At 63.2% G+C, this 14,495-nt stretch carries 14 protein-coding genes; 4 read left to right on the top strand and 10 right to left on the bottom strand.

What is annotated here, in order from left to right; genetic code table 11:
• The first annotated feature begins 14 nt into the window (after window positions 1-14).
• The 3 genes from ACGYLO_RS15090 (at window position 15) to ACGYLO_RS15100 (ending at window position 3,269) form a co-directional block, all read left to right on the top strand.
• Window positions 15-1,979: a heme lyase CcmF/NrfE family subunit gene (locus ACGYLO_RS15090; protein WP_271687123.1), complete on the top strand. Its 1,965-nt coding sequence runs from the start codon at window positions 15-17 to the stop codon at window positions 1,977-1,979.
• A complete protein-coding gene (locus ACGYLO_RS15095) occupies window positions 1,976-2,428 on the top strand; it encodes a cytochrome c-type biogenesis protein (protein WP_271687124.1) in 453 nt (150 codons plus the stop codon). Before ACGYLO_RS15090 ends, ACGYLO_RS15095 begins: the two co-directional genes overlap by 4 nt.
• A gap of 67 nt (window positions 2,429-2,495) precedes the next feature.
• On the top strand, window positions 2,496-3,269 hold the full coding sequence (locus ACGYLO_RS15100; RefSeq protein WP_271687125.1) for an enoyl-CoA hydratase-related protein: 774 nt from the start codon (window positions 2,496-2,498) through the stop codon (window positions 3,267-3,269).
• Between the two features lie 3 nt (window positions 3,270-3,272).
• Here ACGYLO_RS15100 and ACGYLO_RS15105 read toward each other — a convergent pair whose 3' ends face one another.
• The 3 genes from ACGYLO_RS15105 to gltX all read right to left on the bottom strand — a co-directional run bounded on the left by ACGYLO_RS15105 (window position 3,273) and on the right by gltX (window position 6,854).
• The gene (locus ACGYLO_RS15105) at window positions 3,273-3,563 is read right to left on the bottom strand and encodes a hypothetical protein (protein WP_271687126.1); all 291 of its coding nucleotides are present in this window, start codon (window positions 3,561-3,563) and stop codon (window positions 3,273-3,275) included.
• Window positions 3,564-4,043: 480 nt separating this feature from the next.
• The gene (locus ACGYLO_RS15110) at window positions 4,044-5,339 is read right to left on the bottom strand and encodes a citrate synthase (RefSeq protein ID WP_067260690.1); all 1,296 of its coding nucleotides are present in this window, start codon (window positions 5,337-5,339) and stop codon (window positions 4,044-4,046) included.
• Between the two features lie 114 nt (window positions 5,340-5,453).
• Window positions 5,454-6,854: a glutamate--tRNA ligase gene (gltX, locus tag ACGYLO_RS15115; protein ID WP_394376867.1), complete on the bottom strand. Its 1,401-nt coding sequence runs from the start codon at window positions 6,852-6,854 to the stop codon at window positions 5,454-5,456.
• A 115-nt stretch (window positions 6,855-6,969) separates the two neighbouring features.
• On the opposite strand from gltX, the gene ACGYLO_RS15120 reads away from it, so the two are divergent.
• Window positions 6,970-8,997 (top strand): ComEC/Rec2 family competence protein, encoded by a 2,028-nt coding sequence (locus tag ACGYLO_RS15120; protein WP_394376868.1) that lies wholly within the window; start codon window positions 6,970-6,972, stop codon window positions 8,995-8,997.
• Here the strand turns inward: ACGYLO_RS15120 and lexA are convergent.
• The 7 genes from lexA to ACGYLO_RS15155 form a co-directional block, all read right to left on the bottom strand.
• Window positions 8,991-9,686: a transcriptional repressor LexA gene (gene lexA, locus ACGYLO_RS15125; protein ID WP_271687130.1), complete on the bottom strand. Its 696-nt coding sequence runs from the start codon at window positions 9,684-9,686 to the stop codon at window positions 8,991-8,993. The genes ACGYLO_RS15120 and lexA overlap by 7 nt on opposite strands.
• Before the next feature lie 72 nt (window positions 9,687-9,758).
• Entirely contained in the window at window positions 9,759-10,931 is a 1,173-nt protein-coding gene (gene glp / locus ACGYLO_RS15130; protein WP_271687131.1) for a gephyrin-like molybdotransferase Glp, read from the bottom strand.
• On the bottom strand, window positions 10,928-11,401 hold the full coding sequence (gene moaC / locus ACGYLO_RS15135; RefSeq protein ID WP_271687132.1) for a cyclic pyranopterin monophosphate synthase MoaC: 474 nt from the start codon (window positions 11,399-11,401) through the stop codon (window positions 10,928-10,930). Before moaC ends, glp begins: the two co-directional genes overlap by 4 nt.
• Entirely contained in the window at window positions 11,401-12,213 is an 813-nt protein-coding gene (gene trpC, locus ACGYLO_RS15140) for an indole-3-glycerol phosphate synthase TrpC (RefSeq protein ID WP_271687133.1), read from the bottom strand. The genes moaC and trpC overlap by 1 nt, the downstream gene beginning before the upstream one ends.
• Window positions 12,214-12,220: 7 nt before the next feature.
• Window positions 12,221-12,880 carry a uracil-DNA glycosylase gene (locus ACGYLO_RS15145; RefSeq protein WP_271687134.1) on the bottom strand — a complete coding sequence of 220 codons (660 nt, stop codon included), beginning with the start codon at window positions 12,878-12,880 and terminating at the stop codon, window positions 12,221-12,223.
• Window positions 12,877-13,893, bottom strand: a complete 1,017-nt coding sequence (gene trpD / locus ACGYLO_RS15150; RefSeq protein ID WP_271687135.1) for an anthranilate phosphoribosyltransferase — start codon at window positions 13,891-13,893, stop codon at window positions 12,877-12,879. The genes ACGYLO_RS15145 and trpD overlap by 4 nt, the downstream gene beginning before the upstream one ends.
• Window positions 13,890-14,471, bottom strand: coding sequence for an aminodeoxychorismate/anthranilate synthase component II (locus ACGYLO_RS15155; protein ID WP_271687136.1), 582 nt, complete (start codon window positions 14,469-14,471; stop codon window positions 13,890-13,892). The genes trpD and ACGYLO_RS15155 overlap by 4 nt, the downstream gene beginning before the upstream one ends.
• Between the last annotated feature and the right edge of the window lie 24 nt (window positions 14,472-14,495).

The raw sequence follows: 14,495 nt of genomic DNA on the forward strand, positions 1-14,495 counted from the left end.
CTATAGTCCGGCCCATGATTACAGAGCTTGGACATTTCGCGCTTGTGCTCGCCTTTGGCGTCGCGCTTGTACAGATGGTGGTGCCGATGTGGGGTGCTTGGCGGGGCCGCGCGGGCTTGATGGCGGTGGCCGAACCGGCGGCGGCGGCGCAATTTATTCTGATCGCCCTGTCTTTTGGCGCGCTGATGTGGGCCTTCGTCACTTCGGATTTTAGCCTGCAATTGGTGGTGGCCAACAGCCATTCCGCCAAGCCGATGCTTTATAAAATCAGCGGCACATGGGGCAATCACGAAGGGTCGATGCTGCTTTGGGTGTTGATCGTGGCGCTTTTCGGGGCGATGGCCGCGTGGTTTGGCGGCAACCTGCCGCCGCGCCTGCGCGCGCGGGTGCTCTCGGTACAGGCGGCGATTGGAGTGGCCTTTCTGGCGTTCATTCTTTTCACCTCGAACCCCTTTCTGCGCATGGGCACGCCGCCCTTTGATGGCCAAGACCTGAACCCGCTTTTGCAAGACCCCGGTTTGGCCTTCCACCCTCCGTTTCTCTATCTCGGCTATGTCGGTCTCAGCATGGCCTTCAGCTTTGCCGTGGCGGCGCTGATTGAGGGGCGCGTGGATGCGGCTTGGGGCCGGTGGGTGCGGCCGTGGACGCTGGCGGCTTGGGTGTTTCTGACCATTGGCATCGCGCTTGGGTCTTGGTGGGCCTATTACGAGCTGGGCTGGGGCGGTTTCTGGTTCTGGGATCCGGTCGAGAACGCGAGCTTCATGCCCTGGCTCTTGGCGGCGGCGCTGTTGCATTCCGCCATTGTGGTCGAGAAACGCGAGAGCTTGAAAAGCTGGACCATTCTGCTGGCCATCCTCGCCTTCGGCTTTTCGCTGATCGGGACTTTCATTGTGCGCTCTGGCCTGCTGACTTCCGTCCATGCCTTCGCCAATGACCCCGAGCGGGGGGTCTTTATTCTGGCCATTCTGGGGGTCTTTACCGGCGGTGCGCTGGTGCTCTATTCGCTGCGCGCCTCGGCGCTGGAGGCGAAAGGCGTCTTTGGCTTGCTGAGCCGCGAGACGGCCCTCGTGGTGAACAACCTGCTGCTCGCAGTGGCCTGTTTCGTTGTCTTCGTCGGCACCATGTGGCCGCTGGTGGCTGAGATGTTCCTCGACCGAAAACTCAGCGTCGGGCCGCCGTTCTTTAACGCCGCGTTTACCCCTTTCATGGTAGCGCTCGGGCTGATCCTGCCGATTGGCAGCGCGATGCCATGGAAACGGGCCAAGATCATGCGTGCGCTCTACCCGTTGCGCTATGCCTTCCTGCTAGCGCTGGCGCTTGGGGGGCTGGCCTTTGCCATGCAGGCCGGGCGCGGCCTGCTGGGGCCTGTGGGCCTGTTCCTTGGGGCATGGCTGGTGATGGGCACCGTGGTGGATGTGATGCAACGTCTTGGGCGCGGCCCGGGCAAGCTGCGCCGGTTGCGCCGCCTGCCGCGTGCGGATTGGGGCAAGGCCACGGCGCATGGCGGGCTGGGCGTCACCATGGCCGGGATCGCGGGGCTAATGGCTTGGGCCGTGGATGACATCCGCGTGGCCCGGATTGGTGAGCCTTTTGACGTGGGCAGCTACACGCTGACCCTGCGGGATGTGAGCGAGGTTCGGGGGCCAAACTACCTCAGCACCATGGCGGAGATTACGCTGGCGCAGGACGGCGCGGTGATCTCGACCCTGCGGCCTGAAAAGCGGTTCTACCCCGTGGCGCAGATGCCCACGACCGAGGCGGCGATCGACTATAACCTCGCGCGGGACGTCTATGTGGTGATCGGCGATGCGCAGGACGGCGGCGGTTGGGCGGTGCGAACCTATATCAAGCCGATGACCAATTGGATTTGGATCGGCTGCGCGCTCATGGCGCTTGGCGGGGTGCTAAGCCTCAGCGACCGGCGCTTCCGGGTCGCGGCGGGTGCGCGCAAGCAACCGGCGGGGGTGCCTGCGGAATGAAACGGCTGCTGCTGATCCTGACCCTGCTCGCCAGCCCCCTATGGGCGGTGCAGCCTGACGAAGTGCTCGACGATCCCGCGTTGGAGGCCCGCGCGCGGGAGTTGAGCCAAGGTCTGCGCTGCCTCGTTTGCCGGAACGAAAGCATTGATGAGAGCAACGCGAGCCTTGCGCGTGACCTGCGCATCTTGCTGCGCGAGCGGCTGGTAGCGGGCGACAGCGACGCAGAGGCGGTGGATTTCATCGTCGACCGATACGGTGAATATGTCCTGCTGAACCCGCAGGCGACGGGGGCCAATTGGCTGCTTTGGGGGGCGGGGCCGCTGATGCTCTTGCTGGCCGGGGGGCTGGGCGTGATCTATCTGCGCGGCCGCGCCCGCAGCAAAACCCCAAGCGAAGCGCCCCTCTCGGCAGAGGAAGAAGCCCGCCTGCGCGATATTCTCGACCGCTGACGCCCCGTTGCACTGGCAGCGGCACATTGCTTTGATATGCTGCGGCCAAGCAATCGAGGATAGCAAGATGGACTATGAAACGATCACCTATGCGCTGACCGACGATGTCGCGCTGATCACGCTGAACCGCGCCGATAAGATGAACGCGCTCACCACGCAGATGCGGGCGGAGCTGACCCATGCAGTGACCGAAGGCGGGCGCGCGGCGCGGGTCGTGGTCCTGACGGGGGCGGGGCGTGCCTTTTGCTCGGGCCAAGACTTGGCCGACCGTGCGGGCGGCGTGGCCGATCTGGAGAAGACGCTGCGCGAAGAATATGCCCCGCTGCTGCGCGCCATCATCAACTGCCCAGTGCCGACCATTGCCGCCGTGAACGGCCCGGCGGCAGGGGCAGGGGCGAATATCGCGCTGGCCGCCGATGTCGTCTTTGCGAGCGAGAGCGCCTATTTCATGCAGGCTTTCACCCGCATTGGCCTGATCCCCGACGCGGGCGGCACCTATGCGTTGCCTCGGCAGATGGGCATGGCCAAGGCAATGGGGGCGGCCCTCTTCGCCGATAAGATCACCGCCCGTCAGGCAGATGATTGGGGGATGATCTGGCAGGCCGTGCCGGATGCGGAATTCGATGCCCATTGGCGCGCCAAGGCCGCGCAATTGGCCGGTGGCCCCACGGCTGCCTATGCCGAGGCCAAGAAGGCGATCCGCGCGTCATGGGACAATGGGCTTGAGGATCAACTCTCGCTGGAGGCCCAAGCGCAGGGCCGCTGCGGCAAGTCGCAGGACTTCGCCGAGGGGGTGACGGCCTTTACCCAAAAGCGCAGCCCCAAGTTTCAGGGGCGCTGAGCGCTAGCAGCTCCGCTCGACCAGCAGCACATCGCTGGCCGAAGGTGCCGGGCCATTGGCCCGCGCCACGACCGCCACAGCGACGCCGTCCGCCAAAACCGTATGGACCGAGTTCGAAACCTGCGCGATGGTGATGCGCGGCGGGGTCTGGCCCTTGTCATAGACCACGGCGATCTGGTCGCAATCATGCAATGTATCGGGGACGAGCGCACCCTGAGGGCCGGGGACATCGTCGGCCTTTGCAGGCGTCAGACCGGTGGCGCAGTCCCAGCGAAGCCCTTTGGTCCGGTCCATTGCGGTCATCCTGCATCCTCTCGTCGCGGCCCGGCTGTACTGCTGGGCGTCTACAATGGGGTGGACGCCGGCCGGACTGCGAAAGAGCGAACCCCTTCGGCAGTGCCACAATGATGCCCTTCCCACCCCGAAAAGACATCGTGAAAGGAGGCTACCGCCGCGGGGGGAATCCCGTCAAGCGGGGCGGGGGCATTGTCACGAGGTGCGAAACAGTGCCGTAATTTGGCCGTATTTTCGGCTCCGGTGTTTCGCGTCCGGCAAAACGCTTGGAAACATTCACTGATTTTTCACGCCATTGCTGACAGTGCATATAAGGGCACCGGTTTTCGCGATTCGGGCGCGCGGAATCAGTCACCCCGACGGCGGCGCCATTGTTGCCCTTAGGTCAACAACCTCAATCATAGGTATTGCGGGCAGTGGCGGGAGAAACGCGAAACGCCCCGGAAATCCGGGGCGTTTGCATGGTCTCTGAAGGTCGCTTCAGCGGTTCTCGATATCGACGTAGTCGCGCTTGTCCTCGCCGAGGTACAGCTGACGCGGACGGCCGATTTTGAGCTGCGGATCGCTGATCTGCTCTTTCCACTGGGAGATCCAGCCCACGGTCCGCGCCAGCGCGAAGATCGGGGTGAACATCGACGTGGGGAAGCCCATCGCTTCGAGGATGATGCCGGAATAGAAATCCACGTTCGGGAAGAGCTTCTTTTCCGCGAAATACGGATCCTCCAGCGCGGCTTTCTCCAACTCCTTCGCGACCTGAAGGATCGGGTTGTTTTCCACGCCCAGCAGTTCGAGAACCTCGTCGGCGCTTTCCTTCATCACGGTCGCGCGCGGGTCGTGGTTCTTGTAGACGCGGTGGCCAAAGCCCATCAGGCGGAAGGGGTCGTTCTTGTCCTTGGCGCGGGCGATGAACTCAGGAATGCGATCGGGCGTGCCGATTTCCTTGAGCATCTCAAGGCAAGCTTGGTTCGCACCACCATGCGCCGGACCCCAGAGGCAGGCGATGCCAGCGGCGATACAGGCGAAGGGGTTCGCACCGGAAGACGACGCCAAACGCACGGTCGAGGTCGAGGCGTTCTGCTCGTGATCGGCGTGGAGCGTAAAGATCCGGTCCATCGCGCGGCTGAGGATCGGGTTGACCTCATGCTCTTCGGCCGGAACGGCAAAGCACATGCGCAGGAAATTCGACGCGTAGTCGAGATCGTTGCGCGGATAGACGAAGGGCTGGCCGATGGTGTATTTATAGGCCATCGCCGCGATCGTCGGCATCTTGGCGATCAGGCGGATCGTGGCGACCTCGCGCTGGTGCTCATCGTTGATGTCGGTGCTGTCGTGGTAGAAGGCCGACATCGCGCCAACCACGCCCACCATGATCGCCATCGGATGCGCATCGCGACGGAAGCCGCGGAAGAAGTTCATCATCTGCTCGTGCAGCATGGTGTGGTTGGTCACCAGACATTCGAAATCTTCCAGCGCCTTGGGAGAGGGCAGCTCACCATAAAGCAGCAGGTAGCAGACTTCGAGGTAATGCGACTTCGACGCCAGCTGCTCGATCGGGTAGCCGCGGTGCAGCAGCACGCCTTTGTCACCATCAATGAAAGTGATCGTGCTGTCGCAAGCCGCGGTCGAGGTGAAGCCCGGGTCGTAGGTAAAGACACCCGCCTGCGCATAGAGCTTGCGGATATCGACAACATCGGGCCCGTCAGTGGGGCTGTGAATCGGCAGATCGAAGCTTTGATCGTCGATCGTCAGCGTTGCGGTTTTATTGTTATTGGTCATGAAATCCCTTCCCGAATGTAGGCTGCGGAGATGCCCCCGCCGTCTGGGCCTAGCCCCATATGGGGCTGTCCCGTTCAGTTATACCTGCCGCCCAAAGAAGTGGTGAACCAAAACTTAGGCCGCGGCGTCCGTCAGTCGGGCAAGGGTCTCATCGCGCCCCAGCACCAACATCATGTCAAAAACCGATGGGGTGACTGCCCTGCCAGCCAAGGCCGCCCGAAGCGGCCCCGCCAGCTTGCCAAATTTGGTGTCATGCGCGGCAGCAAAGCCGTTCAGTACCTCCTCCAGCGTTTCTTTGTTCCAGCTAGCATTTTGCAATTGCGGCGTCAATTCCGACAGTATGCCACGGGATACCGTATCGAGATTCTTTGCCGCTTTCTCATCTGGGGTGATCGGGCGATCGGCCAAGACAAAGGTCGCTTTTTCAAGCAGTTCGGGGAATTTCTTCGCGCGATCTTTCAGACAGTACATCGCCCGTTCCAACGCCTCGGCCTGACCTTCGGTCAGCGCGGGCTCTCCTGCCGCTTCAAGATAGGCTTCAATCTCGCGCCGCAGTGCGGCATCATCGGCCTGTGCGATATGCTGACCGCAGAGGTTTTCCAGCTTTTTCAGGTCAAACTGCGCGGGGCTTTTGCGGATCCCGTCCAGATCGAACCATTCCTGCGCCTGTGCATCGGTAAAGAATTCGTCATCCCCATGGCTCCAGCCCAGACGGGCGAGGTAGTTGCGCATGCCCGCCGCAGGATAGCCCATCACCTGATAATCCTGCGCACCCAAGGCGCCGTGACGTTTCGACAGCTTCTTGCCGTCCGCGCCGTGAATCAGCGGGATATGCGCCCAAACCGGCACGTCCCAGCCCATCGCCTCATAGATCATCATCTGGCGGGCGGCGTTGTTGAGGTGATCGTCGCCGCGCACCACATGGGTCACGCCCATGTCGTGATCGTCCACCACCACGGCCAGCATATAGACCGGCGTGCCGTCCGAGCGCAGCAGGATCATATCGTCGAGCTGGTCGTTGCGGATGGTGACATCGCCCTGCACCTGATCGCGGATCACGGTAGTGCTTTCCAGCGGCGCCTTGATGCGGATGACGTAAGGCGCGTCCGGGTGGCTCGCCGGATCGGCATCCCGCCAAGGGGAGCGATAGAGCGTGCTGCGCCCCTCGGCCTTGGCCGCCTCGCGAAAGGCGGCGATTTCTTCTTGGCTAGCGAAGCACTTATAGGCTTTGCCGGCGGCCAGCAGTTCCTGCGCGACTTCCGCGTGGCGCGGGGCATTTTCGAACTGGCTCACGATCTCGCCATCGTGGTCGAGGCCGAGCCACGACATGCCCTGAAGAATCGCCGCCGTCGCTTCGGGGGTGGAACGCGCGCGGTCGGTGTCTTCGATGCGCAGCAGGAATTTACCCCCCCGGCCACGCGCATAGAGCCAGTTGAATAGGGCGGTCCGCGCCCCGCCGATATGCAGGAACCCGGTGGGAGAAGGGGCGAAACGGGTCACAACAGGGGCGTTCATGGCGAAGGGCCTTTCGGTCAGAGATATGGTGTTTGGAGCGGCGTTTACCAATTGGTAACCATCCCGGTCCTAGGATTTGACGCCTGTCTACCCAGTGCGATCCGCGGGGGCAAGCATGGGCCTTTGGAACCAGTTCAGCGCCGTGATGCTGCGCCAGCGCGGGCATCTATTTTGCTGGGTGCCGGTCTGCCTCGCCTTGGGGATCGGCTGGTATTTTTCGCTGCGGGCTGAGCCTTCGGGGGTGATGTTGGCGGCGGTCGCATGTGTCGTGGTCGTGCTGGCGGTCGTCGCGCGAGCGCTGCCTGAGGTCACGGCCCCCTTTGCTGTCGCCGCGGCTTTGGTCTTGCTGGGAGTGCTGCTGGCGGCGTTTCGGGCGCATTCGGTGGCGGCCCCGGTTCTTGGCTGGCGTTACTATGGCCCGGTCGAGGGGCGTGTCGTGGCACTTGACCGAAGCCAGTCCGACGCGCCCCGCGTGACGCTCGATCAGGTGCGGTTGGACCGGGTGCCGCCCGCGCGCACGCCGCCCCGGGTTCGCGTCTCACTCCATTCGACGCTCTCCGGCGCAATTACGCCACGGCCCGGCATGCAGGTGATGACCACGGCGCATCTGTCGCCGCCCGCAGGCCCGGTCGAGCCGGGCGGCTTTGATTTCCAGCGCCATGCTTGGTTTGCCGAGTTGGGTGCGGTGGGCTACACCCGCGTGCCGCTTTTGGGCATGGCGGACCCTGTGGAAGGGGGCATCGCGTTGATCCTTTTCCGATTGCGCATGGCCGCCTCCGCGCGGGTGCGCGCCCATCTTCCCGGCGATATCGGTGGTTTCGCCGCCGCCATCACCACCGGTGACCGCAGCGCCATTTCGCAAGACGCCCTGCAAGACCTGCGCAGCAGCAATTTGGCGCATCTATTGGCGATCTCGGGCCTGCATATGGGCTTGCTCAGCGGAGTTGTCTTCGGCGCAGCGCGCCTGCTTCTCGCGTTGCATCCGGTCACCGCCACCCGATGGCCCAGCCGAAGCATAGCCGCGGGGGCCGCTCTGATTGCCGCCACCGGATACCTCGCGCTGTCGGGCGGAAATGTCGCGACCGAGCGGGCCTATGTCATGTGCGCCGTGGCGCTATGCGCGCTGATGATCGGGCGGCGGGCGATCTCTCTGCGCGCCGTCGCCATTGCGGGCATCATCGTCCTGACCCTGCGGCCAGAGGCGCTGATGGGGCCGGGGTTCCAAATGTCATTCGCCGCGACCACGGCGCTTGTCGCCGTCTTTGGCTGGATCCGCGATATCGAAGGTGAGGTCATTCCCAAACGTCTCCGCCCCGTTGCCGCGGTGGTGATCTCTTCGGCCGTTGCGGGGCTTGCCACCGCGCCCATATCCGCCGCGCATTTCAACACGATCGCGCATTACGGATTGGTCGCGAACCTGCTCTCGGTTCCCTTGATGGGGGGCTTGGTCATCCCCGCCGCAGTGCTGGCGGCGATCCTTGCGCCCTTCGGCGGTGAAGGAATACCGCTTTGGGCGATGGGTCTGGGCCTTGAGTGGATCCTATCGGTCGCGGATGTAGTGGCACATCTGCCCGGCGCGCGCAGCTTCGTGCCGGGGCCGGGGGGATGGGTGTTGCCGCTCCTGTCACTCGGGTTTCTCTGGCTCGTCCTGTGGCAAGGGCATTTGCGTTGGTTCGGCCTGCCCGCGATCGTGCTGTCTTTCGCCCTCTGGCAAGGAACCACACGCCCGGACGTGCTTGTCGCCGACACGGGAACGCTCGTGGGCGTCATGACCCCGGCGGGCAGGGCGCTCAGCAAAGACAAAGCCGCAGGTTTCGTCGCGCGCAATTGGTTGGAGAATGATGGCGACGGCGCGGATCAAGCCGTGGCCGCCCAAAGATGGGCGGGCCAAGAGGAGGGTATCATCCATCTGTCAGGAAAACGGGCGGTCGCCGCCTTCAGCGGCTGCCAGCCCGAGGATGTCGTGGTCGCGTCCGCCGATATGGCGACCGACCGAGATTGGGGCTGCCAAGTCTACGATCCCCTGCGGCTGCGGAAAACTGGCGCAATCGCGCTGAACAAATCGGCGCAGGGTCGGGAAGTCACCACCGCGAAAGACCGCGCCGGGACACGCTTGTGGAACAGCCGCCCGCAGAGTCAGTAAGTGCGGATCAACCCGACCAGTCGCCCCTGAACCTTCACCTTGTCCGAAGGCAGCACCCGCGTTTCATAGGCGGCATTGGCGGCTTCCAGAGCCACCGAAGACCCTTGCCTGCGGAAACGCTTCAGCGTCGCTTCCTGATCTTCGACCAAAGCCACCACGATATCACCATTATCGGCGACGGAGGTTTCACGGATCACCACGATATCGCCATCGTTGATACCCGCCTCGATCATCGAGTCGCCGCGCACTTCGAGGGCGTAATGCTCCCCCTGACCAGCGATCATCCCGCCGGGCACCGTAACGCTATGGGAAACTTGGGAGATCGCCTCGATCGGGACACCGGCAGCAATCCGGCCCATGACCGGCACATCGAACGCGTGATGCGCGGTGACCGGTTGCGCCGCAGGCGGCGGCGGGGCGTCGGGCCGATCCCCGTCGATCACGCGGGGGGCGAAACCGGGCGCACCGCCTAGGCTCTCGGGTAGCTTGACCACTTCGATCGCACGGGCGCGGTGGGCCAGGCGGTGGATGAAGCCACGCTCCTCCAATGCCGTGATCAGCCGGTGGATGCCGGATTTCGACCGCAAGTCGAGCGCCATTTTCATCTCATCAAAGCTGGGCGGGACGCCGTCGCGCTGCACGCGTTGGTGAATGAAAGAAAGCAGATCGAGTTGTTTTTTGGTCAGCATCGCGCGGCCCCTGAAGCTTTTATTGCTTTTGTTCTAGGGATGTTCTTGTTTTGTGTCAACCGTGGGTTGGCGTTAAATCAAAATGTACTTTTGCAAATCGCCCGCCTTGCGCGCCGGTTCATTAGGCGGGCGGATCATCAGCGCATCAGCCTGCGCGAGCACGGATAGAAGAGACGAATCCTGCCGATCGTCCGGGTAGAGCGCGCCATCGCGAAGATAGGCGCGCATGTAATGCGCACGCGGCCCATTCGGGCCAATCTCGCGCCCAAGGGGGGCTTCGCGCTTGACAGCATGGACTACGGTCAGCCCAAGCATGCGCCGTAGCATAGGTAACACGAAGATCGCACCGCAAACCATTGCAGAAACGGGGTTTCCCGGCAGCCCGATCATCGCGGCATCACCGATCTTGCCTGCCATCAACGGCTTGCCGGGCCGCATCGCGACCTTGTAAAATGATTGCTCCATGCCAAGCTCAGCCGCCACGGGCGCGATGAGGTCATGATCACCCACCGACGCGCCGCCGATGGTGACAATCAAATCCGCGCCGCGGGCCAAGGCGAAGGCCTGTTTGAGCGACGCTGTCGTGTCCCGCGCGATGGGCAGCATGCGCACTTCGGCGCCCGCCTCTTCGAACATCGCGGCGAGGCCGTAGCTATTGGAGGCGATGATCTGGTCGGGGCCGGGGCTTTCACCGGGCTGCACCAATTCATCCCCGGTGGCGAGGATCGCGATGATGGGTTTGCGGGTGACAGGCACCTGTGCCACGTTCATCGCAGCCAGCAGCGCCACATCGGCGGGGCGCAAAATGCGCGGGGCGGTTAGGTTTTCGCCTTTGGTGAAGTCTCCGCCAGCGGGGCGAATATTGTCTTTGTCGTCAATATGGTGGCCGAGGGTGATAAGGTCGCCGCGCCGGGTCACATCCTCTTGGATCACCACGAAATCGGCGCCCTCGGGCACAGGCGCGCCGGTGAAAATGCGCACGGCTTGTCCGGCTCGCAGCGTGCCCACGTAAGCATGGCCCGCCGCGGCTTCGCCGACAACTTTGAACATCGCATCCGGTTCGACTTCGGCGCGGCGCAGGGCGTAGCCGTCCATAGAGGAGGCGGCGAAAGGCGGCTGGCTGCGCTGCGCGCGCACGGGCTGCGACAAGACACGGCCATTGGCGCCGCGAAGGGCGACTTCTTCGGTTTTCAGAGGATCGACAAGGTTCAGGACGGCTTCCAAAGCCGCTTCGACGCTGATCATGTCGCCTCGTAACGGCCTGATTTACCGCCATCTTTCAGAACGACCCGCGTGCCGCCAATCTCCATCGCTTTATCCACCGCTTTGGCCATGTCATAGACGGTGAGGGCGGTGACGGAGGCCGCAGTGAGGGCCTCCATCTCAACCCCAGTTTGGCCAGTAGTTTTGACGGTGGCGAGAATACGGATGCCGGGCAGTGCGGTGTCGGGGGTCAGTTCGACGCTGACCTTGGTGATCGGCAGAGGGTGGCAAAGCGGGATCAGGTCTGCCGTCCGTTTGGCCGCCATAATCCCGGCAAGCCTTGCGACCCCAAGAACATCACCCTTCTTAGCGCGCCCTTCAGTAATGATATCAAGCGTTTCCGGCGTCATCTTGATGTAGCTTTCAGCCTTGGCTACCCGCGAAGTCACGGCTTTCTCCGAGACATCGACCATATGGGCGTCGCCCTCGGCGTCGAAATGGGTGAGCGCCATTACATCCCTCCGGGAACGAGCGGGTTTGCGAGCAGATCGCGGGTGGCCTGTTCGACATCTTGCTGGCGCATCAGGCTTTCGCCGATCAGAAAGCAGCGCGCGCCGTAGACAGCCATATCGGCGAGGTCTGCGGGGGTGTAGAGGCCGGATTCACAGACCAGCATACGGTCGTGAGGGACGGCCTCTGACAGTTGGCGCGTCACATCAAGAGAGGTCTCGAAGGTGTTGAGATTGCGGTTATTTATCCCGATCATGCGGCTGTTGAGCTTTTCGGCCCGGGCGAGTTCCTCCGCGTCATGAACCTCAATCAGCGCGTCCATGCCCCATTCATCTGCCGCTTGCTCAAGTTCCGCGGCCTGCGCGTCTGAGACGGAGGCCATGATGATCAGGATGCAGTCGGCACCAAGGCTGCGCGCTTCGGCGACCTGGTAGGGGTCGTAGAGGAAATCTTTGCGCAGTACCGGCAGATCGCATTCGGCGCGGGCCTCGACGAGGAATTCCTTCGCGCCTTGAAAACTCGGGGTGTCGGTAAGGACCGAGAGGCAGGTCGCGCCGCCCGCAGCATAGGCGCGGGCGAGGGCGGCGGGTTCGAAATCTTCGCGGATCAAACCTTTGGAGGGGCTGGCTTTTTTGATCTCGGCGATCAGGCCATAGCCTTCGCGGGAGGCTTTGTGCAAGCTCTGCGCGAAGGGGCGGACCGGCGGGGCGGCGCGGGCCGCAGCTTCGACCTCTGCCTGCGATTTTTCGGCCTTGGCAGCGGCAATTTCGTCCAGCTTGTAGGCTTTGATTTTTTCAAGAATTGTGGCGGTCATGGCTTCCTCACGGCTTTGTCCAATGTATGCCGGGCTTGCCTTGGCCCTGCAACCAGTCATTCACGCGGCTGAAGGGGCGTGAGCCGAAGAAGCCGCGCCTTGCTGACAGCGGTGAAGGGTGCGGCGTCTCTATCTTCAGGTTGCGCGCCGGATCGACCTCTGCCGCCGCCTTTTGCGCATGCGCCCCCCAAAGCAGGTAGGCGCGGGGGCGATCAGAAAGACGGTTGAGCACCTGAGCGGTTAACCTTTGCCATCCGAGCCTGGCGTGCCCATGTGCGCAGCCCGCCGGAACGGTCAGCACGCTGTTAAGCAGCAGAACCCCTTGATCGGCCCAGAACCGCAGGTCTGGGTCTTGCGGTGATGCGCCAAGATCGGCGTCTAACTCATTGAATATATTAACAAGGGAGCGGGGAATGGGGCGCACATCCGGCTCGGCCGAAAAGGCATAGCCATGGGCGTGGCCGGGTGTCGGATAGGGGTCTTGGCCAAGGATCACCACCTCCACAGCCGATGGTTGCAGATGCTCAAGTGCGGCGAATATCTGCGGGGCGGGCGGTAGGACCACCCTCGTATCCGCGGCAAGCTGTTCGGCGATACGCGGCCAATCCTCGGCAAAAAAGGGCAGCTCGGCCCATGCGCCAAGGGCGGTGAGGCTGGGTAGCGTCATGCCGACTGGCTGATCCGCGCCACTTTCTCGATCCGCTCACGCGCCGCGCCGCTGTCGATGCTTTCGCGGGCCATCTCGACGCCGGTTTTCAGATCCGGGGCCACATCGGCCACCACCAAAGCAGAGGCCGCGTTCAGCAACACCGCGTCGCGGTAGCCTGATGGAACTCCGTCAAGGAGCGCCTTGAAATGTTTGGTGTTTTCGGCGGGCTCACCCCCGGCGATGGCTTCGAACGGATGGACCGGCAGGCCCGCGTCTTCGGGGTGCAATTCGCGCAGGTTGACGACACCGTCTTCCAGTGCTGCGACCCAGCTGACACCGGTGATGGTCAGCTCATCCGTGCCATCGGAGCCATGCACCAGCCATGCTTTTTCCGAACCGAGCTGCTTGAGTGTCAGCGCCATCGGTTCAATCAGATCGCGGGTATAGGCGCCGGTCAGCTGCCGTTTGACCCCTGCCGGATTAGTCAGTGGCCCGAGGATGTTAAAAATCGTGCGGGTGCCAAGTTCGGACCGGGTCGGCATGACATGGGCGACGGCAGGGTGATGCATGGGCGCCATCATGAAACCGATGCCTGCCTCGGCCAATTCACGCTCGACCACCGCGGGGCCGACCATGACGTTGATCCCCAGTTGCGACAGCGCGTCGGAAGCGCCGGATTTCGAACTGAGGTTGCGGTTTCCATGTTTCGCCACGACAGCGCCTGCGCCTGCGGCCACGAAGGCGGCGGCGGTCGAGATGTTCAGCGTACCCTTGCCGTCACCGCCGGTGCCAACGATGTCGATCGCGCCTTCGGGCGCGCGGACGGCGTTGCATTTGCTGCGCATGACCTGCGCCGCGGCGGCATATTCGGTGACCGTTTCGCCGCGCGTGCGCAGCGCCATGAGGAACCCGCCGATCTGGCTGGGGGTCGCTTCGCCCTCGAACAGAATTTCAAAGGCTTCAACGGCCTGATCCGAGGTCAGCGGCCCGTTCGCGGCGGCATCAAGCAGGGGTTTCAGCGCGCTACTCATGCCGGGACCTTCATCTCGTTCAGGAAGTTTTGCAGCAGGGCGTGGCCATGCTCGGACCGGATCGATTCCGGGTGGAATTGCACGCCGTGCAGGGGCAACTCGCGGTGTTGTAGGCCCATGATGGTGCCGTCTTCAAGCGCTGCGGTAATCTCAAGGCAATCGGGCAGGCTCGCGCGTTCGACCACCAGCGAGTGATAGCGCGTGGCCCCGAAGGGCGCGGGGAGCCCGGCGAAAACGCCGCGCCCGTCGTGCTGCATCTGGCCCAGTTTACCATGCACGATATCATCCGCGCGCACGACCTTACCGCCGAAGGCTTGGCCCAAGGTCTGGTGGCCAAGGCAGACCCCCAGAAGCGGCACGCGCGCTGCGGCGGCGGCATGGGTCAGCTCTAGGCAAATTCCCGCTTGGTCGGGGTCGCAGGGGCCGGGAGACAGCAGGATACCGGCGGGGTTCATGGCCATCGCTTCGCCCACGCTGAGCGCGTCGTTGCGGTGCACCTGCACATCCGCCCCGAGGCTGCCCAGATAGTGGACCAAGTTATAGGTAAAGCTGTCGTAGTTATCGATGAGCAGCAGCACAGGCAGGCATTTCTTTGTATTAGG

Origin of the sequence: Sulfitobacter sp. 1A13353, from assembly GCF_043557255.1 — a bacterium.
Lineage (GTDB): Bacteria > Pseudomonadota > Alphaproteobacteria > Rhodobacterales > Rhodobacteraceae > Sulfitobacter > Sulfitobacter faviae.